This is a genomic window from Bacillus sp. EAC, assembly GCF_002156875.1.
Classification (GTDB): Bacteria; Bacillota; Bacilli; order Bacillales; family Bacillaceae_G; genus Gottfriedia.
On the sequence record NZ_NCSY01000006.1, the window covers coordinates 147,940 to 171,224 of the forward strand.

General features: G+C 33.0%; 21 protein-coding genes. 4 read left to right on the forward strand and 17 right to left on the reverse strand.

The features are described 5' to 3' along the window. Positions 1–327: 327 nt before the first annotated feature. The 9 genes from B7R65_RS11835 to B7R65_RS11875 all read right to left on the reverse strand — a co-directional run bounded on the left by B7R65_RS11835 (position 328) and on the right by B7R65_RS11875 (position 9,164). Complete coding sequence (locus B7R65_RS11835) at positions 328–501, reverse strand: DUF4177 domain-containing protein (protein ID WP_179194848.1); 174 nt, start codon at positions 499–501, stop codon at positions 328–330. 136 nt (positions 502–637) lie between these two features. Further along, the gene (locus B7R65_RS11840) at positions 638–1,048 is read right to left on the reverse strand and encodes a DUF1761 domain-containing protein (protein ID WP_088042994.1); all 411 of its coding nucleotides are present in this window, start codon (positions 1,046–1,048) and stop codon (positions 638–640) included. 254 nt (positions 1,049–1,302) lie between these two features. Beyond that, entirely contained in the window at positions 1,303–3,069 is a 1,767-nt protein-coding gene (pnpS, locus tag B7R65_RS11845; protein ID WP_088042995.1) for a two-component system histidine kinase PnpS, read from the reverse strand. After that, entirely contained in the window at positions 3,062–3,778 is a 717-nt protein-coding gene (locus B7R65_RS11850; RefSeq protein WP_088042996.1) for a response regulator transcription factor, read from the reverse strand. Before B7R65_RS11850 ends, pnpS begins: the two co-directional genes overlap by 8 nt. A 482-nt stretch (positions 3,779–4,260) precedes the next feature. Continuing rightward, entirely contained in the window at positions 4,261–4,731 is a 471-nt protein-coding gene (locus tag B7R65_RS11855) for a MaoC/PaaZ C-terminal domain-containing protein (protein WP_088042997.1), read from the reverse strand. Between the two features lie 307 nt (positions 4,732–5,038). Beyond that, positions 5,039–5,977 (reverse strand): malate dehydrogenase, encoded by a 939-nt coding sequence (gene mdh, locus B7R65_RS11860; RefSeq protein ID WP_088042998.1) that lies wholly within the window; start codon positions 5,975–5,977, stop codon positions 5,039–5,041. 32 nt (positions 5,978–6,009) lie between these two features. Beyond that, the gene (icd, locus tag B7R65_RS11865) at positions 6,010–7,290 is read right to left on the reverse strand and encodes an NADP-dependent isocitrate dehydrogenase (RefSeq protein ID WP_088042999.1); all 1,281 of its coding nucleotides are present in this window, start codon (positions 7,288–7,290) and stop codon (positions 6,010–6,012) included. Between the two features lie 121 nt (positions 7,291–7,411). Next, a complete protein-coding gene (citZ, locus tag B7R65_RS11870) occupies positions 7,412–8,530 on the reverse strand; it encodes a citrate synthase (RefSeq protein ID WP_088043000.1) in 1,119 nt (372 codons plus the stop codon). A gap of 175 nt (positions 8,531–8,705) precedes the next feature. Further along, positions 8,706–9,164, reverse strand: coding sequence for a DUF441 domain-containing protein (locus B7R65_RS11875; RefSeq protein WP_373419573.1), 459 nt, complete (start codon positions 9,162–9,164; stop codon positions 8,706–8,708). Positions 9,165–9,296: 132 nt separating this feature from the next. Between B7R65_RS11875 and ytvI the strand changes: the two genes are divergently transcribed. Further along, positions 9,297–10,409, forward strand: coding sequence for a sporulation integral membrane protein YtvI (ytvI, locus tag B7R65_RS11880; protein WP_088043001.1), 1,113 nt, complete (start codon positions 9,297–9,299; stop codon positions 10,407–10,409). Between the two features lie 79 nt (positions 10,410–10,488). Here ytvI and B7R65_RS11885 read toward each other — a convergent pair whose 3' ends face one another. From B7R65_RS11885 to dnaE, 7 genes are all read right to left on the reverse strand, one after another. Next, positions 10,489–10,914 (reverse strand): FxsA family protein, encoded by a 426-nt coding sequence (locus B7R65_RS11885; RefSeq protein ID WP_218780424.1) that lies wholly within the window; start codon positions 10,912–10,914, stop codon positions 10,489–10,491. A 42-nt stretch (positions 10,915–10,956) separates the two neighbouring features. Continuing rightward, positions 10,957–12,711 carry a pyruvate kinase gene (pyk, locus tag B7R65_RS11890; protein WP_088043003.1) on the reverse strand — a complete coding sequence of 585 codons (1,755 nt, stop codon included), beginning with the start codon at positions 12,709–12,711 and terminating at the stop codon, positions 10,957–10,959. Positions 12,712–12,831: 120 nt separating this feature from the next. Beyond that, a complete protein-coding gene (gene pfkA / locus B7R65_RS11895; RefSeq protein ID WP_088043004.1) occupies positions 12,832–13,791 on the reverse strand; it encodes a 6-phosphofructokinase in 960 nt (319 codons plus the stop codon). A gap of 250 nt (positions 13,792–14,041) precedes the next feature. Continuing rightward, the gene (accA, locus tag B7R65_RS11900; RefSeq protein WP_373419578.1) at positions 14,042–14,992 is read right to left on the reverse strand and encodes an acetyl-CoA carboxylase carboxyl transferase subunit alpha; all 951 of its coding nucleotides are present in this window, start codon (positions 14,990–14,992) and stop codon (positions 14,042–14,044) included. A 5-nt stretch (positions 14,993–14,997) separates the two neighbouring features. Next, a complete protein-coding gene (gene accD, locus B7R65_RS11905) occupies positions 14,998–15,855 on the reverse strand; it encodes an acetyl-CoA carboxylase, carboxyltransferase subunit beta (RefSeq protein WP_088043006.1) in 858 nt (285 codons plus the stop codon). A 312-nt stretch (positions 15,856–16,167) separates the two neighbouring features. Continuing rightward, positions 16,168–17,370, reverse strand: coding sequence for an NADP-dependent malic enzyme (gene ystJ, locus B7R65_RS11910; RefSeq protein ID WP_179194865.1), 1,203 nt, complete (start codon positions 17,368–17,370; stop codon positions 16,168–16,170). 170 nt (positions 17,371–17,540) lie between these two features. Next, positions 17,541–20,885: a DNA polymerase III subunit alpha gene (gene dnaE / locus B7R65_RS11915; protein WP_088043008.1), complete on the reverse strand. Its 3,345-nt coding sequence runs from the start codon at positions 20,883–20,885 to the stop codon at positions 17,541–17,543. A gap of 181 nt (positions 20,886–21,066) precedes the next feature. Between dnaE and ytrH the strand changes: the two genes are divergently transcribed. Together ytrH and ytrI are read left to right on the forward strand one after the other, a co-directional pair. Then, on the forward strand, positions 21,067–21,402 hold the full coding sequence (gene ytrH, locus B7R65_RS11920) for a sporulation membrane protein YtrH (protein ID WP_088043009.1): 336 nt from the start codon (positions 21,067–21,069) through the stop codon (positions 21,400–21,402). Next, the gene (ytrI, locus tag B7R65_RS11925) at positions 21,403–21,906 is read left to right on the forward strand and encodes a sporulation membrane protein YtrI (protein WP_088043010.1); all 504 of its coding nucleotides are present in this window, start codon (positions 21,403–21,405) and stop codon (positions 21,904–21,906) included. It begins immediately after the preceding gene. A gap of 43 nt (positions 21,907–21,949) precedes the next feature. On the opposite strand, the gene B7R65_RS11930 is transcribed toward ytrI, so the two are convergent. Continuing rightward, the gene (locus tag B7R65_RS11930) at positions 21,950–22,885 is read right to left on the reverse strand and encodes a DHH family phosphoesterase (RefSeq protein ID WP_088043011.1); all 936 of its coding nucleotides are present in this window, start codon (positions 22,883–22,885) and stop codon (positions 21,950–21,952) included. A 94-nt stretch (positions 22,886–22,979) separates the two neighbouring features. On the opposite strand from B7R65_RS11930, the gene B7R65_RS11935 reads away from it, so the two are divergent. Next, entirely contained in the window at positions 22,980–23,270 is a 291-nt protein-coding gene (locus B7R65_RS11935) for a YtpI family protein (protein ID WP_088043012.1), read from the forward strand. The last annotated feature ends 15 nt before the right edge of the window (positions 23,271–23,285 follow it).

Here is a 23,285-nt window from a genome sequence, read left to right on the forward strand (position 1 = left end):
AAAGGTTGATTTTTACCTTTACTAGAATTTGGCTTATGACCTCGAGCTGCTAACGCCTGGAGCTAGACACCACGAAATGCGGAAGTGCCTTGGTCAGCCCCGACAAGCATAAGCAACTAATATCACCTTATATAATACGATTTAAAATCGATCAATAAATTTATTAATTATACTTTTTTCAATTTTTTCCTTTTTTCTATTTTAACACGAACTATATAGAAAAGAAAAAGAGGCAGCCTTTAAGATTCTTTAGTTCCATAGGTTTTAATCCTTCTTGTTGGATTATTGTTTAACCTATAGAAATTGAATCAAATGACTGCCTTCTTTTTAGCTGAGTATTTCCCTTTCGAATATTAATTCGACACAGGCTACTTCCTGAGCTTGCTGATTATTTAGTACTTGATGTAATCGCCATCCACTTTTTGCATAATTTCCAACTACATCATAATAATGACGATTTGAGGATTTAGTATTAACTTTCACAAATTCGTATTCATACATTTGTAAACCTCCCCTGTTAATTCTTATAATCATAATTTCCCCAACTTTTACAAAAGTAATATCATAGTAAATAAAAAAGAAGTAACCTAATTGGTTTCCTCTTTTAATGATTTAAATTTTCTCTTATGAAAACTTACTAAGCAAATGCAGCAATAATAATCCCCATTACTGTTAAAGCAACAATATGATAGCCTGAGCTTATGAAAAATAAGATTCTACGGCGTCCTTCAAAGAAAGTAGGTGAAACTTCTCTACATGCTGCAATACCAAACCCAGCCAAGAAACCTACTAATGCACCATCAAGAATAGTTACATGATCGATTAAATTGATAAAGACTGAAAGTACATAAGCTGATATAAATGAAGCCAAAATATTTAGTAAATAACCTAAATTAGCACCTTTCATATCAATTTCCTCTTTTTTCTTTCCCATACCCTTCATCCAGATATTTGCAAAAAGTAAAGGTGAGTACCATAAGGTTCCAATAATTGTATTTGAAATTGCCGAAAATAAGATTGCTAATAAACTTACATCTGTTAAATTCACTTAAGAAAACTTCCTCTCAAATTGTTTACAATAATTATACAATATTTAGTAAATATCTCTAATTTCTTTTTAATAAAGGTCTTAGTATTATGAAAAAACACTTAATAAACTAACAGAGCTATTACAAAAAAAATCCCGGAAGTAGAATTAACTTCCGGTTTCAAGACAACTCCTTGGATGAAGGGGTTTTCATCATTATCATAACAATTTTATATTAACTATTATTAAACCTACTGTAAAAACAATGTAAATTGTTATATATTTAAATCTTTATTTAACGTTACAATAAATGATGTCCCAAATCCAAGTTTACTTTCAACTTCTATTTTACCTTTATGGGCTTCAACTAAATGCTTCACGATTGCTAATCCTAGCCCAGTGCCTCCAGAATTTCTACTTCTTGCTTTATCTACGCGATAGAACCGTTCAAAAATACGAGAAATTTCATTTTTCCCAATCCCTACACCTGTATCATTAACACGAACGATAATTTGATCGTCTGTTTCAGTAGAAGTAATAAATACTTTCCCACCTGCTGGAGTATAATGAATTGCATTATCCATAAGGTTGATAAATACTTGTTTTAATCTCAAAGCATCTCCATTAACAACTAATGGACTTTTTAAATATGTTTTGAAATCGATGTTTTTCTCTTCAGCCTTTTGTTTAAGCATTTGCTGAACATCTTCAATAATGTTATTTATTGAGACATTTGTTCGATCCAATTTAAAATTCTGTTGTTCAATTTTAGATAGATCTAGTAAATCCTGGATTAAAGTTTGCATTCGATCACTTTCAGTCAGGATAATCGTTAAGAAATTTTTGCATAATTCCTCATTTTCCATTGCTCCATCCAGTAGCGTTTCTGTAAAACCTTTTATCGATGTAATCGGTGTCTTTAATTCATGAGATACATTTGCGAAGAAATCCTTTCGAACTTGCTCCAGTTTTTTCAATTCACTTATGTCGTGGAAAACTAGTACAATCCCTTTCCATTCATGATTTATCCCAATGATTGGTGCACCGTAAACCTCAAAATGTTTTCTCTCAATTGATAATGGGAGTGTTATTTGTCTTCTGACCTTCACTTCTTTTAAGAAGATTTCTTCAACAATTTCAATAATTTCATTATGTGTAAAAGCATCATAATACAACTCATCAATAATGCTTCTTGAATCAACTTTAAAAATCTCCTTATACGTTTTATTGATTAGATTGACGTGTCCTCTACTATTGATTAAGACAACACCACTACCAATATTATGTATAAGAGTATTTAATCGATCTTGCTGCATTTCTTGTTGCATCGTCATTTCTTGAAGATTTTTAGCTAATACATTCATCGCTTGGCTTAATGTAGTAGTCATTTCGTTACTTTCAGTGTATGTTCTTGCCTTATAGTTTCCTTTTGACAACTCAAGAGCTACCTGGGTTATATCCTCAATTGGTTTTGAAAATTGATGCGAATATCGAATAACTAACACAATAATTGCTACTAAGACAATACCTAACAAGGATATTAATAAGATCCATATACTGCGATAAACTTCCTTTATTGATTTAATCGAATAATCAATCAATAAATATTGTTTATTTCCTTTTTGATCATTTATTTTATTTCCAAAATATCTAGCATCAGAGTCTTTTTGTTTAAATTTAACGGGCTCATTAGATTGATCAAGTCTAGAAATAAATTCCTTTAACTTTTTATCTGAGAGATTTAGTGTATTATCTTGATTACTAGATTTAGCGATTAAATTATTATGATCACCATATAAATATACTTCAATATTTAAATCCTTCGAAATTTTATTCATCGTTTGATTAGATATATTATTTGTTAACGGAATATGAGATTCCAAAAATGTTGATAATAAATTCGTTTCTTTTTCAATTCTCTGATCATAGTTTGTCAGATAAAACGATTTAAATGTTTGCCCTAAAATGACACCTAAAATAATTAAAATGATGATAATAATAATAGATAATCCATAAAGCAATTTGCGATTCAGTTTACTCATTGATTCTCGGTTCCTCTAACTTATACCCTAATCCACGAATTGTTTTAATATAAATTGGTTTTTTTGAATCTTGTTCAATTTTTTCTCTTAAATGACTGATATGGACATCGACGATTCGTGTATCACCTGCAAAATCGTAATTCCACACAGCACTTAATAGTTGATCTCTAGTTAATACTCTACCTTTATTTTTGGTTAAATAAAGTAAAAGTTCAAATTCCTTAGGAGTTAATTCTAACTGTACTCCTTGGAAATAAGCTTCATAATACTCAGGTAATATTTTTAATTCAGCAATAATTAACGTATCAGTGTCTTCACTAGATTGAACTGGAGTTTCGGTTATTTTACTTCTTCTTAAAATTGCTTTTACTCTTGCTACAACTTCTCTTGGGCTAAATGGTTTTGTCATATAATCATCCGCACCAAGTTCAAGTCCTAAAACTTTATCAAATTCATCATCTTTCGCCGTCACCATTAATATCGGGGTAGTATTTCTTTGTAATCTTAATTCTTTACAAACTTCCATACCATCTTTTTTCGGTAGCATTAAATCTAAAACGATTAATTCTGGTTTTTCGTCAGTAGCTTTTTGCAGTGCTTCGTCTCCATCAGTAGCTGTAACTACTTGAAAACCAGCTTGTTCTAGGTTGAATTTAATTAAGGTTAAGATATGCTCTTCGTCGTCTACTACAAGAATTTTATTAGTCATAACTTGCTCCTCCAGGTTTTTTTAGAAAACCTTCATCCGAATTTATCTATTTATATTATTATCATACTAGAATTTCATTCAGCCGTAAAATATTCATAGTCTTCCAATAATTATAAAACTAATTCATTTGATAATTACAAATGCTGTTATTTAAGTAGGGTCTTAGTGGCTACCACTCCAGGTTGCCTGCTTTCCTTGGGTCGGGCTGTGAAGCTCTTCTGGGCATTCATGCCTGTGTGAGTTTCCCGCTACCACCAATATAGGAGTCATGTACCTTCTGTTCCATTCAACTTCTACTTTAATTGTTAGGATTAAAGATAAAAACTATTCGAGGGACTATTTATCGTAAAAAATTGTAATTTTGAATATGGTCCTAGTTTTCTTCCACTCCAATCGATTTCTTTATTAGGAAGTTTGATTATAACCATTCAGCATTCTTTTAGAAAAGAACCTAAAAAAAAGAATGTCTATTGACATTCTTCTTAAAAATTCTCGTATAATAAACTATTTGATTGATCTACAGTCGGTGGAATAACAGTAATATTCCCAGTAGCGATAGTTGTCTGTGACTTATTTAAAACGCTTACATTTAGTGATACTTCATTTTTTTTCGTGTTTATGTCAACGACTTCAAAATGAATTGAAATTGTTTCATTATGATGAATATGATGATCGAACTGGATTTCTTTTTTCACAATATGGCTTCCAGGTCCTGGTAGATGTTTTGTTACCGCACTTGCCACTAATCCACTTATAATGATTCCAGGTACGATAGGTTTTTTAAACCTCGTTTGAGATGCATAATTATATTGAGTATATAAAGGATTTGTATCCCCAGTTAATGCGAGGTATAAATAAATATGTTGTTCATCAATATGTTCAGTTACGATTAATTTTTCACCAATTGATATGTCTTCGAGTTTACGTCCTATTTTAGCTTTTTTAGTTAACATATTGAACCCCCTGTTTATCTTAATATTTTAAAAATTCGATAAACAACCTCAAATTTCCTTCTTAATCGTCAAATTTTATTAAAAAAGTTCTGGTAAATACTACTAAGTAGAAAACAGAGAAAATCTCTACTATTTTAATAGTATGAACAATCAAGACAACTTCCTTTCAAAAGTGGCGTAGTTTCCCTTTCAATCAATATTTCTAAAAACAACAATATTATATAATAACGCGTAAAAAAAAGAAAAAGCCTTAAAAGGCTTTTTCTTTTTTTTTTGGCTCAGCGTTTAAATTTCTCTAATAATCGTTTTAAGATAAAACGTTCATTACGTTTTTAACAGCTTCAACCGAACGATCTAAGGCTGCTTTTTCATCAGCAGTTAATTCTAATTCTATGATTTGCTCAATACCATTACCACCGATGATAGTAGGTACTCCTAAATAAATACCGTTATAACCATATTCGCCTTCTAAGAATGCGATAGTTGGTAATACACGACGTTGATCTTTAAGAATAGCTTCTACCATTTCTACCAATGAAGCAGCTGGTGCATAGTATGCACTACCGTTCCCTAATAGATTTACGATTTCTCCGCCACCCTTACGAGTACGTTCCACGATTTCATCTAATCGATCTTTTGGAATTAAGTTTTCTAATGGTATTCCACCTGCATAAGAGAAACGTACTAATGGTACCATTTCGTCTCCATGCCCTCCTAGAACGAAACCAGAAATATCTTTTACAGATAAGTTTAATTCTTGAGCCACAAACGTTCTAAAACGTGCAGTGTCAAGAACACCTGATTGTCCGATTACACGGTGTTTAGGTAAACCAGATTCTTTGTATACCGTATATGTCATTGCATCAACTGGGTTTGTTAATACAACAATTGTACAGTTTGGAGAGTGCTTTACGATTTCACGAGTAACTGCCTTCATTATGTTTGAGTTTGTTGATACTAAATCATCACGGCTCATACCAGGTTTACGAGCAATACCAGCAGTAATTACTACAACATCAGAGTTAGCTGTGTCAGCATAATCACTTGTACCAGTAATGTTTGCATCAAAACCTTGAACTGGACTAGCTTCAAGCATGTCTAAAGCTTTACCTTTAGTAGGGTTTTCTAATTGTGGAATGTCGACTATTACTACATCCCCTAATTCTTTTTGAGCTAGCAAGAAAGCTGTTGTTGCACCAGTAAATCCAGCACCTACTACAGAAATTTTACGTCTACTAATTGACATATTAAATTCCTCCCCTTTAATTGACACCTTTATTATACTAGAACTGACTCCATATTAGAAATTAATTCGTTAGCAAATTCAGAGCATTTTACTTCTCTAGCGCCATCCATTAAACGAGCAAAATCGTAAGTTACAACTTTTGATTCAATTGTTTTTTCCATTGAATTTAAAATCATAGAAGCAGCTTCATTCCATCCCATATGCTCAAGCATTAATACACCTGATAAAATAACTGATGATGGATTAACTTTGTCAAGTCCAGCATATTTAGGTGCTGTACCATGAGTTGCTTCAAAAATTGCATGTCCAGTTTCGTAGTTGATATTTGCTCCTGGAGCGATACCGATACCACCAACTTGTGCTGCAAGTGCATCTGAAATGTAATCTCCATTTAAGTTCATTGTAGCTACTACATCAAACTCACGTGGTCTTGTTAAGATTTGTTGTAAGAAGATATCAGCAATGCTATCTTTTACTAAGATTTTTCCAGCTTTTTCAGCATCTTCCATTGCTTTATTTGCAGCATCTTTACCGCTAGTTTCTACGATGCGATCATATTCAGCCCATGTAAATACTTTATCACCGAATTCTTGTTCAGCAACTTCATAACCCCAGTTTTTAAATGCGCCTTCAGTAAATTTCATGATGTTACCTTTGTGTACTAAAGTTAAAGACTTACGGTTTTCTTGAATTGCATAATTGATAGCAGCACGCACAAGACGTTTTGTACCTTCTTCAGAAATTGGTTTGATTCCGATACCTGAAGTTTCAGGGAAACGAATTTTATTAACTCCCATTTCTTTTTGTAAGAATTCTAATACTTTTTGTGCTGCTTCAGAACCTTTTTCATATTCAATACCAGCATAAATATCTTCTGTATTTTCACGGAAAATTACCATATCAGTATCTTCAGGACGTTTAACCGGAGAAGGTACTCCTTCAAAGTAACGTACTGGACGTAAACATACAAATAGGTCTAATTCTTGACGAAGGGCAACGTTTAATGAACGAATTCCTCCACCAACTGGTGTCGTTAATGGACCTTTAATTGCGATCATATATTCGTCAATAACGTTTAATGTTTCTTGTGGAAGCCATTCACCAGTTACGTTGAATGCCTTTTCTCCAGCAAGTACTTCTTTCCATTCGATTTTACGAGTTCCATTATATGCTTTTTCAACAGCTGCATCTAATACGCGTGAAGATGCTGCCCAAATATCTGGGCCTGTCCCGTCTCCTTCAATAAAAGGAATGATTGGATTGTTTGGAACGTTTAACTCGCCATTTACTAAAGTAATTTTTTCAGCTTGCATGGTTGCTCCCCCTTGTATAAATGTTTAATTACATACTTATGAGAGGAAGATTTCTCTTCCTCTCTTTACTATATCATTATTATTCTAACATTAAATACTATTTTAAGTATTCAATATCTTCTTATACTCTCTCTTCAATTGGAATATAAGCGTTTTTATCTGGTCCAACATAATCAGCACGAGGGCGGATAATACGGTTGTTATCATATTGCTCTAAAATATGAGCTGCCCATCCAGACATACGACTTATCGCAAAAATCGGAGTAAATAAGTCATGTTCAATTCCTAAGCTGTGGTATACAGACGCTGAATAGAAATCAACGTTAGGTGGAATATTCTTTTGAGTGGTAACAATCTCTTCAATTTTTTCAGACATTTCATACCATTTTGACTCGCCAGTAATATCTCCTAATTGACGTGACATTTCTTTAAGATGTTTCGCACGAGGATCTCCACCACGATATACGCGATGACCAAATCCCATGATTTTAGCTTTTGCATCCATTTTTTCTTGGATGAAAGTTTCTACATTTTCAATGCTACCGATTTCAGCTAACATTTTCATAACGCTTTCATTTGCACCACCGTGTAATGGGCCTTTTAAAGCACCAATTGCAGCTGTAATACCTGAGTAAATATCAGATAATGTTGCTACACATACACGTGCTGTAAAAGTTGATGCATTTAATTCATGATCAGCATGTAAAACTAATGCTTTATTAATTGCTTCTTCAGCAATTTCATTTGGCTCATCACCAGTTAACATGTACAAGAAATTTGCAGCGAATGAAATATCTTTACGAGGAGCAACTGGCTCAAGCCCGCGACGGATTCGAGAAAACGCTGCCACAAATGTCGATACTTTTGCTTGAAGTTGGATTGCCTTTAGATAATTAGAGTCAGAATCCATTGCCTCTGCTTGTTCATCATACATAGCTAGCATAGAAATAACTGTACGTAATACCGTCATAGGATGTACATTTTTTAAGTTTGTTGTTTTTAAGAAAGTAATAACTTCTTCTGGTAAAACTGCATTATCAGCTAATTGAGCTGAGAACTCATTAAGTTGAACTTTAGTTGGTAACTTACGATGCCAAAGTAAGTAAACTACTTCTTCGAAACTCGCAAATTCTGCTAATTCATCAATTCCGATACCAACATACGTTAATGTATCATCAATAATAGAACTTATAGAAGTTGTAGCAGCTACAACGCCTTCTAAACCACTTTTAACTGTCATATTCCCCTCTCCCCTTTACGTAAAAAAATTTCTTTTAGTGTTTTACTTACATATACTGGTATAACACTTCCCCTTACCATGTATATGTAGAAAGGAACCCTACTATCTGTTATTATAAACAATAATCTGACTTTTGTGAATGAAAACAATTTACTAAAATATAATTATTGTGAAACTACTTAATAAATTCTACAATCCAAATGAATAGATATGCGATTCCGGCCCCAATAAGTGGACCTACTGCAACACCTTTAAAAAGCGCAACCGATAAAACAGTACCAAGTACTAAGGCAGCTGTTATTTGAGGACTCGTTGCTAATAATTGAACCCCTCCCTTTGCAAGAAGTGCTACTGCAATACCTGATAATAATGCGATCCAGGCTACAGGTGTTTTCAATGCATCTAATAAGTGTTTAAACCCAATCTCACCTGTTGCGATTGGAACTAATACGGCAATAGTTATAATCGTTACACCTAAATTAATCCCCTTAGACTGTAAATATGGAAATACTCTATCTCCAATAGGAGTATATTTAAGGAGTAACAATACTATAATTGAAATAATTAGTGAATTATTTTTAGCTATAACTCCAATTAATAATAAAATTATTAGAAAGATTGCCGATTCACTCATAATTATCTTTCCTCTCATTGTATAATTTATTAATAAATACTATCAAACTTTACTATTATAAAAAAATAATTCTTGATAAAATAGAATAGACAAGCCAATAGCCAATTTCTCAATTGAAAGGGGTGACGAATTTTGAGTAGAAGTTTAGTTTACCAACTCATTCGTTTCTTATTTGTAACTGTTTGTATTGTTGTAGGACTTTACTTAGCATTATTCGTTTCAAAACTTACATATCCATTTATAATCGCATTTATTATTGCATTTCTTTTAAATCCACTTGTGAACTTATTAAATGAGAAAGCAAAGATTCCAAGGGGAATATCAGTATTTATCTCAATCATTTTATTGTTATCAGTTGTAGCAGGATTATTTACATTGCTAATTACAGAGATTATTTCGGGTACCACGTATTTAATACAAGTTGTGCCTGATAATTTTGAGCGTATTGTTTATTTTGTTGAAAATATCGTCACTGATAAAATCATTCCTTTATATGACGTAGTCATGAATGAATACAGTCAATTGGGTGCTGGTCAACAGGAAACGATTCGTACGAATATCCAATCAATTGGTGATTCCGTTATTAATATGGGAAAAGGTGCTTTAAATGGCATCATTAATGGTATCAAATTAATCATCGCAATACTTCCAAATACAGCTACATTAATCTTTGTATCCTTGTTAGCAACTTTCTTTATTAGTAAAGATTGGTATAAGATCAAAAATTTATTCGCAATTTACACACCGAACCGACTTCAGCACTATAGTAAAACGATCTTTACAGATTTACGAAAAGCTTTATTTGGATTTATAAAAGCTCATATTACTCTTATTTCTATGACAACAGTACTTGTATTAATCGGGTTATTAATTCTAAGAGTTCCATTTGCAATTACGATTGCTATTTTAATTGGACTAATTGATTTACTCCCATACTTGGGAACAGGATTAATATTTGTTCCATGGATACTTTACACTTTCCTAACTAATGATTATTCATTAACGATTGGTCTCGCAATCTTATATGGTGTTGTAATTATTCAGCGTCAACTTGCTGAGCCGAAAGTACTTTCGTCAAATATTGGACTACATCCACTTCCTACTTTAATTTCCTTATTTATAGGATTTAAGTTTTTTGGATTATTAGGTTTAATAATTGGCCCAGTGACTTTGGTTATTTTATCTACATTATACCGAGCAAAAGTATTTCATGAACTATGGATATATATAAAAGGTACTAAATAAAAAAAACGTGAAAACAATTTTGTTTTCACGTTTTTTTATTTTATGACTCTGTTAATCTACATTGGTTAATCCTCAGAGGTTATTTTTTAATATAACCTGTCCAAACAATGTTTCCTTTTAGTTTCTTCATTAAGACATAGAGAATTTGTTGAACTAATTTTAATCGTATAGGTTTTATTAATAAAATAATCGCACATATGTCAGTTATTGGACCTGGAATAGCTAATAAAAGGCCAATTAAAAAGAAAGACAGACCTTCAACCATTAATAAGTCTGGCGTTTTACCAGCTCGAAGTTGCTCTCCAGCCTGTTGTTTAACAGTAACCCAAACATTTTTCATAATATACACGCCAATTAATACCGTTCCAATTAACCATAAAAAGATTGATAAAGAGCCTATCAACTTACCAAGAAGGATCAAGCAAATAAAATCAATAACAGGAATTAACAATAGCCAACCTAGAATCTTTTTCAGGAAGCTCACCTCATAATGATTAATTTTCAAAAATAAAGAGAAGGAATTTTCATCCCTTCTCTTTATTATATATTATAAAATGCTCTTATGTCCTGTACTAACTATTCCTCGTGATGCATCTACAGTAACTGCTTGACCATTAACAAGAATATCAGTTGCATTTTCAACTCCAACGATTACAGGGATACCTAAACTAACACCAACTACTGCTGCATGACTAGTTAATCCACCTTCTTCTGTAATAATTGCTGCTGCTTTTTCAATTGCAGGCATCATATCTCTATCTGTGCAATTAGTTACTAAAATACTTCCATTTGTAACTTTTGAAACTGCTTCTTCACCAGTTCTTGCAACAACTACTTTACCTGCCGCTGTTTTACGACCAATTCCTTGACCTTGAGCTATTACATCTCCAACTACATGAATTTTCATCATATTCGTCATACCTGTTTCACCAACTGGTAATCCAGCAGTAATGATAACAGTATCACCATTAGATACAAATTTTGCATCCTGAGCTGCGTCCATTGCATGTTGTAACATTTCATCAGTAGAGTTCGCTTTTGCTCTATATTGAGTTTGAACACCCCAAACTAATGTTAAACGACGACAAATGCGAATATCAGAGGTAATTGCTAATATCGGCGCCTTTGGACGATATTTAGAAATCATTTTTGCAGTATGTCCACTTTCAGTAGGAGCGATAATAGCAGCTACTGATAAGTTTAATGCTGTTGCTGCAACTGATTGACCGATTGCATCTGTAATAGTTGCCTTGTTTTCTTTTTGGCGTTTCTTGAATAATTCTTCATATTGTAAGCTTTTTTCAATACGAAGAGCGATTGAATTCATCATTGACACTGATTCAACTGGATATGTACCAGCAGCTGTTTCACCAGATAACATAATTGCATCAGTACCATCAAGAATTGCATTTGCAACGTCACTTGCTTCAGCACGTGTTGGACGTGGATTACGTTGCATTGAATCTAACATTTGAGTTGCAGTAATAACTGGCTTACCTAAAATGTTACATTTTTTAATTAATGATTTTTGTACTAATGGTACCTCTTCAGGCGGGATTTCTACACCCATATCTCCACGAGCTACCATTAAACCATCTGAAACTTCAAGAATTTCGTCGATGTTATCGATTCCTTCTTGATTCTCAATTTTTGTAATGATTTGGATATATTCTGCCTTATGTTTACCTAAAAGTTCGCGAATTTCTAATACATCTGTAGCTTTACGTACAAAAGATGCAGCGATAAAGTCGATTCCTTGTTCTATACCAAATTCGATATCACTTACATCTTTCTCAGTAATACCAGGTAAATTTACACGTACATTTGGAACGTTAACACCTTTTTTATTTTTTACTAATCCACTATTTAAAACTTTAGTGCGAATATCTTTTCCTTCAATACCGATAACTTCTAAACCAATTAAGCCATCATCAATTAAGATTCTAGATCCTACATGTACATCATCAATTAACCCTTCGTAAGATACAGCAAATTTTTCTGCAGTACCCATAACAGGTTCAGTTGTGATAATTACTTCGTTTCCAGTTTTTAATTCAGCTTGGCCACCTTCAAAATCTAACGTACGAATTTCAGGGCCTTTCGTATCTAAAAGTATTGCTACTGTTTTTCCAGTTTTTTCTGACGCTTCACGAATACTTTTTATTCTTCCAGCATGTTCTTCATGAGATCCATGAGAGAAGTTTAGACGAGCTACATTCATTCCAGCATCTATTAACTGTACTAATTTTTCTACCGATTCACTGGCAGGACCAATCGTACAAACTATTTTTGTTTTGCGCATTTTTTTACCTCCAAGTAATTTAAAAAGAAACTAAAATCTTTCTTAAAATCTATTTTCAATACTACATTAAAAAAATTAAAATTCGAAGTGAAAACGATTGCTCAAAAAAACCAAGCTTTCTTAAATAGAAAGCTCTTGAGCTAATTGGTACATATCTTTATCACATACATGTTTTTGAGCAAGTGCTTCAATTATGTCATGATCAACCAGTTTATTGTTCTGGATACCTACACAACGGCCACCTTTGCCTTCCATTAGTAACTCTACTGCTCTTGCACCTAATCTACTTGCAAGTACTCGATCCGCTGCACTTGGAGAACCACCACGTTGTACATGTCCTAATACCGTGACACGTGTATCAAAGTCTGTTCTTTCTTCGATTACTTTCCCAATTTCAATTGCACTTCCAACACCTTCAGCTACAACAATGATACTATGTTTTTTGCCACGTTCGCTTCCTCGAACTAACTTACTAATAATATCATCCATATCATATTCTACTTCAGGGATTAAAATTGTTTCTGCTCCGTCAGCTAATCCTGCCCATAAAGCAATATCACCAGCATTCCGACCCATTACTTCAATTACGTACGTACGTTCATGTGAAGTTGCTGTATCACGAATTTTATCGATCGCGTCGATTACTGTATTTAAAGCAGTATCAAAGCCAATTGTAAAGTCTGTTCCAGGTATATCATTATCAATTGTACCTGGTACACCTACACATGGAAATCCATGTTCTGTAAGTTTTTTTGCACCTTGGTATGAACCATCTCCACCGATAACAACTAATCCTTCAATACCAAACTTATTAAGCTGTTCAATTCCTTTTTTCTGTCCTTCAAGTGTTTTAAATTCTGGACAACGTGCAGTTAATAATTTTGTGCCTCCACGATGAATAATATCGCCTACAGAACCTAATTCAAGTTTTTCGATGTTTCCAGTGATTAATCCAGCATAACCTTGGTATACCCCGTAAACTTCCAGCCCATGAAAAATAGCTTTTCGAACAACTGCTCGTACCGCAGCGTTCATTCCTGGAGAATCTCCTCCACTTGTTAGTACGCCAATTTTTTTCATATGTATTCACCTCTAAGATTTTCCATTAATACATTTATTTATTTAAATAAAGTAACATGTTATACATTTTTAAACAATAGCTATTATGTGAACTTTTTCATAAACTTAGGTAAAGGTATCCATCACTTTTTTATACAAGACGATTTACTACACAGATTTACGGTTATTTTTTACTAATATTCTAAAATAATACAAAAAAAGAGCATGCTCACATAATTGTTTCACACACTCTCGAAGTTAAATCAAAATATTATTTATAATAAGAAATCTTACCTAACTTTGCGTGCTTATCATATCGTTGTTGAACTAGTTCATCTTTATCCATTGATAAAATAGATTTTAACGTATCATATAAATATTTATCAATATATTTAGCTTGTTGTTCAACATCATTTTGTGCCCCACCTTTTACTTCAGGGATAATTTGGTCAACTACCTCTAATTCAAGTAAATCTGGAGCTGTGATTTTCATTGATTCTGCGGCTTTACGAGCTAAAGAAGAATCTTTCCAAAGTAATGCAGCTGCACCTTCTGGTGAGATTACAGAATAAGTTGAGTTCTCTAGCATAAGTAATTTATTACCTATACCTAATCCAAGAGCACCTCCACTACCACCTTCACCAATTACGATACAAATTACAGGTACTTTTAAACCCGCCATTTCAAATAAATTTCGAGCGATCGCTTCACTTTGCCCACGTTCCTCTGCAGCTTTCCCAGGATAAGCTCCTTTTGTATCAATGAAAGTGATAATAGGTCGATTAAATTTCTCAGCCTGTTTCATTAATCTAAGCGCTTTTCTATATCCTTCAGGATGCGGCATACCGAAATTACGTTTTATATTTTCTTTCGTATCTTTACCACGTTGATGACCTACGACTGTTACTGGTAAACCATGATATTTAGCAATTCCTGAAACGATTGCAGCATCATCACCAAATAATCGATCACCATGACATTCAAAGAAATCCGTAAACAATCGATTTACGTAGTCCATCGTAGTCGGACGTTCTGGATGTCTTGCCACTTGAACACGATCCCAAACACCCATATTACCATAAATTTCATTCTCTAACGTCTTTAAACGCTCTTCTAAACGTCTAATTTCCTCAGAAAAATCTACATCATGTTGATTTGTATATACTTTTAATTCATCGATTTTTGTTTTTAATTCATGAATCGGCTTTTCAAATTCTAACATAACCACTATTGAAGGACACCTCCTCGATGTATATCAAGTATCGTAAATAATTTTGAACGCATTTCAGTACGAGGAAGTACTGCATCAAGTTGTCCATGATTTAGAAGGAATTCCGCTGTTTGGAAATCTTCCGGTAATTCTTCACGAATCGTTTGTTCAATAATACGACGACCAGCAAAACCAATTAATGCTCCAGGCTCAGCAAAATTATAATCTCCTAAAGATGCAAAACTTGCTGATACCCCACCAGTAGTAGGGTTTGTTAAGATTGAAATTGCTAAGCAGCCAAACTCACTATGCCTTTTAAGTGCAGCACTTGTTTTTGCCATTTGCATTAAACTTAATATACCTTCCTGCATACGTGCTCCACCTGATGCAGTAAAAATAATAAATGGAAGTGACTCCGCTGTCGCATTTTCAATAGCTCTCGTAATTTTTTCTCCTACTACAGAGCCCATGCTTCCCATTCTAAATCTTGAATCCATTATAGCAATTACAACGGGAATACCATCAATCGTTCCTTTTCCAGTAACTACTGCTTCGTTAAGATTCGTTTTTTTGCGATCACTTTCTAGTTTTTCTATATAATCTGGAAAATGTAATGGGTTAGCAGAAATCATATCATTATCATATTCTTCAAACGTATCTTCATCGATTAAACTTTCAATTCTTTCAAATGCTGTCATTTGATGATGAAAGCCACAATTACTACAAACTTTTACATTTTTTATTAATTCTTTTGTAATACTTATTTTTTTACATTTAGGACATTTTGTCATAACACCGTCAGGTAAATCTGTTTTCATTACTTCTGAAGGTATGGATGCATATTTTTTCTTTTTGGAAAATAAGTCTTTTAGCAACCTAATTCCTCCCAACTTTTTTAGTACTAAATACTAATAGGATACTATAAATGTTATACACTTTTTGTTAACATTTGTCGATAAAATTCAGCTAAATTTCGTCAATTCAATTTTTCTTGGTAACAGAAATTTGTAAAATTATCCAAGCAAAATTTTAACATTATTGACTAAAATTCCCTTTAATTTCAACGATTTATAAAGTTTTTTACCACATCTAAGTATTATAACAGATAAAAAAGGATAGTACTACATTACTTATTTTCAGCATTGTAATACTATCCCCTCCAAATATTAATATCTGGTGATAAATTATTATTTAATTAAAGCTAGTCTTTTCGTTTTTTCTTCAATTTCTTTTGGATCAACTTTAATTCTAGCTACACCTGTTTCCATCGCTGCTTTAGCAACACTTGATGCTACTTTTGGAGCAACACGCGGATCAAACGGTGCTGGAATAATAAAATCTGGAGATAGTTCATCTTCACTAACTAAACTTGCAATCGCATTAACAGCAGCTATTTTCATCTCTTCATTGATATGCGTAGCTCGCACATCTAATGCTCCACGGAAAATACCAGGGAATGCTAAAACATTATTTACTTGGTTAGGATAATCACTACGGCCAGTACCAATTACTAAAGCACCAGCTTCTTTTGCATCCTCTGGCATTATCTCTGGATCTGGATTTGCCATTGCAAAGATAATTGGATTTTCATTCATTGAGCTCACCATTTCTTTTGTTACTGCTCCTTTTACAGAAACCCCAACAAATACGTCAGCACCTTTAATTACATCTTCAAGACTTCCTTGAATTCGATCTTTGTTTGTATATTTTGCAACTTCGTCCTTCACACTGTTCATTCCATTTGGACGACCTTCATAGATAGCACCTTTTGTATCGCACATAATGATTGAGCGTACACCAAAACGATTTAATAATTTTAAAATCGCAATTCCTGCTGCACCTGCACCGTTTAAAACAACTTTAATATCTGCCATTTTTTTATTTACTAATTTTAATGCATTTACTAATCCAGCAAGTGTAACAATTGCTGTACCATGCTGATCATCATGGAAAATTGGAATATTTGTTTCACGCTTTAATCTTTCTTCTATAATAAAACAGTTTGGAGCTGCAATATCTTCTAAATTAATCCCACCAAATGTAGGTTCTAACAATTTAACTGTTTGGATAATAAGTTCTACATCCTGTGTATTTAAACAAATTGGAAATGCATCAACACCAGCGAAGCTCTTAAATAGAGCAGCTTTCCCTTCCATTACAGGTAATGCAGCTTCAGGTCCAATGTTCCCAAGACCAAGTACAGCAGATCCATCTGAAACAACACCAACCATGTTACCTTTCATAGTGTACTCATACACTCTGCTTTTTTCTTCATAAATTTCTTTACATGGTTCAGCAACACCTGGTGAATATGCTAAGCTTAGTTCCTTCGCATTTGTAACAGGTACTTTTGAAATTGTTTCTAATTTACCTTGATGAACTCTATGCATATGTAATGCTTCTTCACTTAATAATGACAAACTGTTCACTCTCCCTAATAACGACGAGTTGAAAACATTTCAACTGTTTATTTCCTGGTGATTTTTATTTTTAAAGATGATGTAATTATTTTTTCCAACAACATCCCAAGTTAATAATAAATGATTTTGAAGAAAAATGTCTATTTCTTTAATACAACATTTTCGTCTCCAACTAATTTTTTTAACATTGTTAAACAATTTAATGTAGGGTTAACATAATATTGTTCTGAAAGTTGAACCGCTTTTTTTTCCTCTTCATAATAGAGAACAACCTTTGTATGTCCCTTATACTGGGCAATTGTTTGTTGAATTGTATAAGAAATGTTCTTGTTAGTATGCCCAGTAATTTTAATAAATAAAGTAAACTCTTTTTGATCAATTAGTTCTTCTATTTCATCAATTGTAAAAATTTCATTTATGATTAACTGTTTTCTTTCTTCACGCTCATCAATTTTTGCTTTAACGATGACAACTTCTTTTTCCTTTAATTTGTGACGATACTTTTCAAATGTCCTAGGAAAAATAACTGCATCAATTTGAGTGCCAATATCTTCAACTTGTAAAAACGCCATATGTTGCTGTTTTTTCGTCTTTGTTATTCTTAGGTCTCGAATGTAAACAAATATTAGCTGTTCTTCATCCTTTTTTTGAATACTTAATTCGATAGTTGAGCTATTACTTTCTTTTTGTAACTTCTCATATTGGCTAATTGGATGACCTGTTAAATAAGTACCAAGTGCTTGTTTTTCAAGTTCAAGTTTCATTGAAATCTTCATTGGTTCTACTTGAATTAATTCTGGTTTAGGCACAAATTCTTCATCAAGAAATAAATCAACCTGATCTTCATTTTCAGGTCTTACTATTTCAACATAGTCAAAAATAATATCAATATTTGCAAGTAAACTTGCTCGATCTAAGTTGAACTCATCAAAACAACCTGCATAAATTAAATTTTCGATGCTTTTTCGATTTAAAGCCTTTGGTGAAATTTTTATACAAACATCAAAAAAATCCTTATAAGGTCGCTTTTGTAATATTTCACGAACAGTCGCCATTCCTATATTTTTAATCGCTAATAAGCTATATCGAATGCCCTTCCCCTCAACAACGAATGCATATTGACTTTTATTAATTGACGGAGGATATATCGGTATTCCTTTTAACTTAGCTTCACCTATATAAGTTGATACTTTTTCATCACTACCAATAAAACTTGATAACAATGCAGCATAAAATTGTAATGGATAGTTTGCTTTTAAATATGCTAGTTGATAGGCAATCATACTATAGGCTACAGCATGACTTCTATTAAAACCATAGTTCGCAAATTGGACAATTAAATCGTAAACTTCATTTGCAACTTCCTCTTCGTATCCTTTAGAAATTGCCCCCTTAACAAAATGAATTCTTTCTTTATCTAATACTTCCTTCTTCTTTTTACTCATTGCACGACGAAGTAAATCAGCCTCACTTAAACTGAAGCCCGATAAAGTAGAAGCAATCTGCATAATTTGCTCTTGATAAATTATGACTCCATATGTTGGTTCTAATATTTTCTCCAAGACAGGATGGGGATACGTAACTTTCTCTAAACCATGTTTATATTGAATAAATTTAGGAATTTGCTCCATTGGACCTGGGCGATATAATGCGTTTACAGCAACTATATCTTCGAATTGATTTGGTTGTAATTGCTGTAAAACCCTTCTCATACCAGAACTCTCTAATTGAAATACACCTGAAGTATCTCCTTTACTCAGTAAATCAAACGTTTTTGCATCCTCTAAAGGTAGTTCATCTAATTTAATTTCCACACCAGTTGTCTCTTTTATTAAACGACACACTTCTTCTAACAGACTTAAATTTCGAAGACCAAGAAAATCCATTTTTACTAACCCAAGTTCTTCTAAAACTTCCGCAGGATATTGGGTTAAGAACACACCATGATTTCCTTCTTGAAGAGGTACAACATTCGTTAAAGGTTGTTCTGATATAATCACGCCAGCTGCGTGAATACTTGTATGACGTGGTAATCCTTCAACTCGACAAGCAACTTCAAAAATACGTTTATGAATACCAGAATGCTCTACATGACTACTAAAAGCCTTTGATGCAGTGTAAACATCCTTTAAAGACATCCCAAATGATGAAGGTATTAATTTCGAAAACCGATCGATTTCAATCGGAGTTAACCCCATAACTCTTGCTATATCTCTGATAGCCGCTTTTGCACCTAATGTACCAAACGTAATAATTTGAGCTACATGAACTTCTCCATATTTTGAAGCAACATAATCAATCATTTCATCACGACGATGATCCGGAAAATCAATATCAATATCCGGCATCGAAATTCTTTCTTCATTTAAAAAACGTTCAAAAAGCAAGTTGTACTCTATCGGATCAACATTTGTGATTTTTAGTACATATGAAACTAATGAACCCGCTGCAGAACCACGTCCTGGCCCAACAGTTATGCCTTGTTCAAGAGCATATTTAATGAAATCCCAAACGATAAGGAAGTAATCATTGAAGCCCATTTTATGAATTATTTTGAGTTCCATTTCTAATCTTTGTTTATGTAATTCATCAATTTTTCCGTACCGCTCAATTAATCCTTCTTCACAAACGAGTTTTAAATAGTCAACTGTTTCATATTCTACTGGAACTGGATATTTTGGTAAAAGCGGTTGATGAAAAGGTATGTTAACATCACATAAGTCCGCAATATGTACCGTATTTTGAAAGGACTGCTCTTCATCCGTAAACTGCTTTAATAGCTCATCTTTTGTTTTAAAGTAATATTCTTGTGAACGTAATCTTGGTCTTGATTCATCCGATAATTTCGTACCATTTTTAACTGCAAATAAAGCATCTTGTATGAGAGCATCTTCTTTTTCTACATATCGAACATCATTTGTTACTACTAATTTAATCGATGTTTCATTTTGAAGTTTCTTAATTAATGGATAGAGTGTACCATTTTCAGGCAAACTGTGATCTTGAATGCTTATATAAAAATCAGGAAAAATTTCTTGATATTCTTTCACATGCTCCAATGCTTTTTCGTAATTGCCATTTAAAAGTAAAGTTTCTATTTCACCTTCTAAACCTGGAGTTATAGCTATTACACCTTGACGATAAGCAGTTAACCATCGTTTTGGAATCCCTTGTGGCGATTTAGTGCCAATAATACTCGTTAGCTTCAATAAATTTTGATAACCTTCTAAATTTTTTGCTAATAATATTAATGAATAGGCATTCTGGTCATCCATCAAAATTGAAAGTTTTACCCCAATAATTGGCTTAATGCCAGCTTTTTTACACGCATGATAAAAAGGAACTACCCCGTACATGACATTTTCATCTGCAATTGCTAGCGCTTGATGGCCTTGTAAAACAGCTGAACTTACTAAATCTTCTATTTTACATGCACTTTGCAATAGGCTATACGAACTTTGAACCTGCAAATGAACGAAACTCATCTACACTCCTCCTTATCTCCTTAGTATTTTATTCTATTCTATCACAAAATACGAACTTACATTCTATTTTTGTTCGTAAAAATTTCAAACCAATTTATCTTCTATTTTAAACTACATGAAAGATTCATCATACACAAAACACTTTGTCCATATACTTTGTATTAGAGAAGGAGTGAGTTTTGTGGAGCTTAAATTACCTTTTATACCTGCATTTATTTCAATGTATTTTGTAGCACTTGGTATAATAATCGGAGGATCAATCATTGGTTCAATGGGATATTATATTATAGGACAGCCACCACTTAGTAGCATGTATGATTTATCTATGAAATTACGTATTTGGGCAATTGTAGGCGCAGTCGGAGGAACCTTTGATACGTTTTATAGCTTTGAAAAGGGCTTATTTGAAGGAGAAATCATCGAATTTATGAAACAAATATTTTTGATCATCGCGGCAATGGGAGGAACCCATACAGGAACAGTCATTTTACAGTGGCTCACAAGGGAGCATGTTTAAATGAAGGCACCACCTGAACGGCTTTCTTTCGGATGGGCAAAATTTTTCGCAGGCATATTTTTCGGCTCACTCATCAGCTGGTTTGTTTTTATTTATATGCATGGTATAACTCAAGAACAGCAAATTGTATTAATTAGTAATTTAAAAGGTGAAATCATTGATTTAAAAAAGAGCAATAGTACACTAATCGAAAATCACGAACGATTGAATGAGGAAAACAAAAAGAACCTAATAGTACAAGAAATAAAAGTTAGTATTTTAAACGCTGAACAGTATAATATTAACAAATTTACAAAACATCAAGTAGAATCTGCTGTGGTAAATGACTTGAACAATTTACTCACTCAAGATATTAAAAGCGTTTCACAAAATCGAGAATTATTACGTCGAGCAATAGAGAACAAAGTTTATAAAAAAGACGATCGTCGATTCAAACTTGAAATTGATACAATTTACTTTGATACAGTTTTAGAAATTACGTTAAAAATAAAAAGCACAAAATAAATGAGAGGCTGCACTTCACTCGCTGCCTCTCATTATACTTTATTTATACTTCTTTACACACTTTTTGTAATTCTTCTACTACTTTTTCTGCGTCTTCCCATGAAAAGATTTTCGCTCCGGATGCTAGTGGATGCCCTCCACCATTAAATTTTGCAGCAACTCCATTTATAACCGGACCTTTTGAACGAAGTCTTACTCGAATTAAGTCATCCTCTTCTAAGAAAATAACCCAAGCCTTCACACCTTTTATATGACCAAGTGAGCTTACAGCTAAAGATGCCTGTTCTGAATTAACATTATATTTATCCATTAATTCTTTTGTCATCTTTATGTGCCCAACACCTTCTTCTGTTAAATTGAAGTTTTGAAGGACATATCCGTTTAAATGAGCCATTTCAATAGATGTTTCATACATATTGTCATATATCTCTGTAATTGAAAAATCTTTTTTTATTAACTGGCTTGCTGCATGGAATGTTCTTTCAGTTGTACTTTGGAATAAAAATCTGCCTGTATCTCCAATAATACCTGAATAGATTAAACGAGCCGCTTTATCTGTTAGAACAAGTTGTTCATTACTACTTTCAGCTAGTTCAAATATTAATTCACTAGTAGAACTTGCTGTTGTATCAACATGCATAATATCGCCATATGGATCTACATTAGGATGATGATCAATTTTAATTAACTTTTTACCAGTATTAAAGCGTCCATCATCAACTCTTTCTGTATTTGCAGTATCACAAACAATTACAAGTGCATCATTGTATACATTGTCTTCAATTTTATCCATTTGATATAAATAACTTAATGACTGTGGCAACTCACCCACTACATAAACCTTTTTTTCTGGGTAGCTAGTTTTAATCATTTCTGCTAAACCACATTGTGACCCAATCGCGTCCGGATCAGGGCGCACGTGACGATGAATAATAATCGTATCGAATTGATCAATATCCTTTAATATCTGTTCTTTCATCATTTAACTCTCCTTTATTATTAAAACTTTTGAAATATAGTTTCTATCAAGTTAAAATAGAAATATGTATAAGTAATTGAAAGGTGGAAGCTAATTGAATAGCATCGCAACAATCGTATTAATTTCTTTTCTATTCTTCTTATTTTATGTTACCAAATTTTTCTTTACAAGCGAACTTTTAACTAAAAAAATTGCTGGCTCTCGTGCTAGGTTAACTTTTGGTTTATTTTTATTACTTTATGGTGTTAACCAAATTATTGCAAAACTTGAATTAGTGACAATTTGTGTTGGTGTTGTATTCATCATATTCGGACTAGCTAATTTATATCGAGGCTACATGCAAAACAAACATTATAAAGCAATTGAAAATAAGCAAACAGTTTAATACGTCAGATTTACG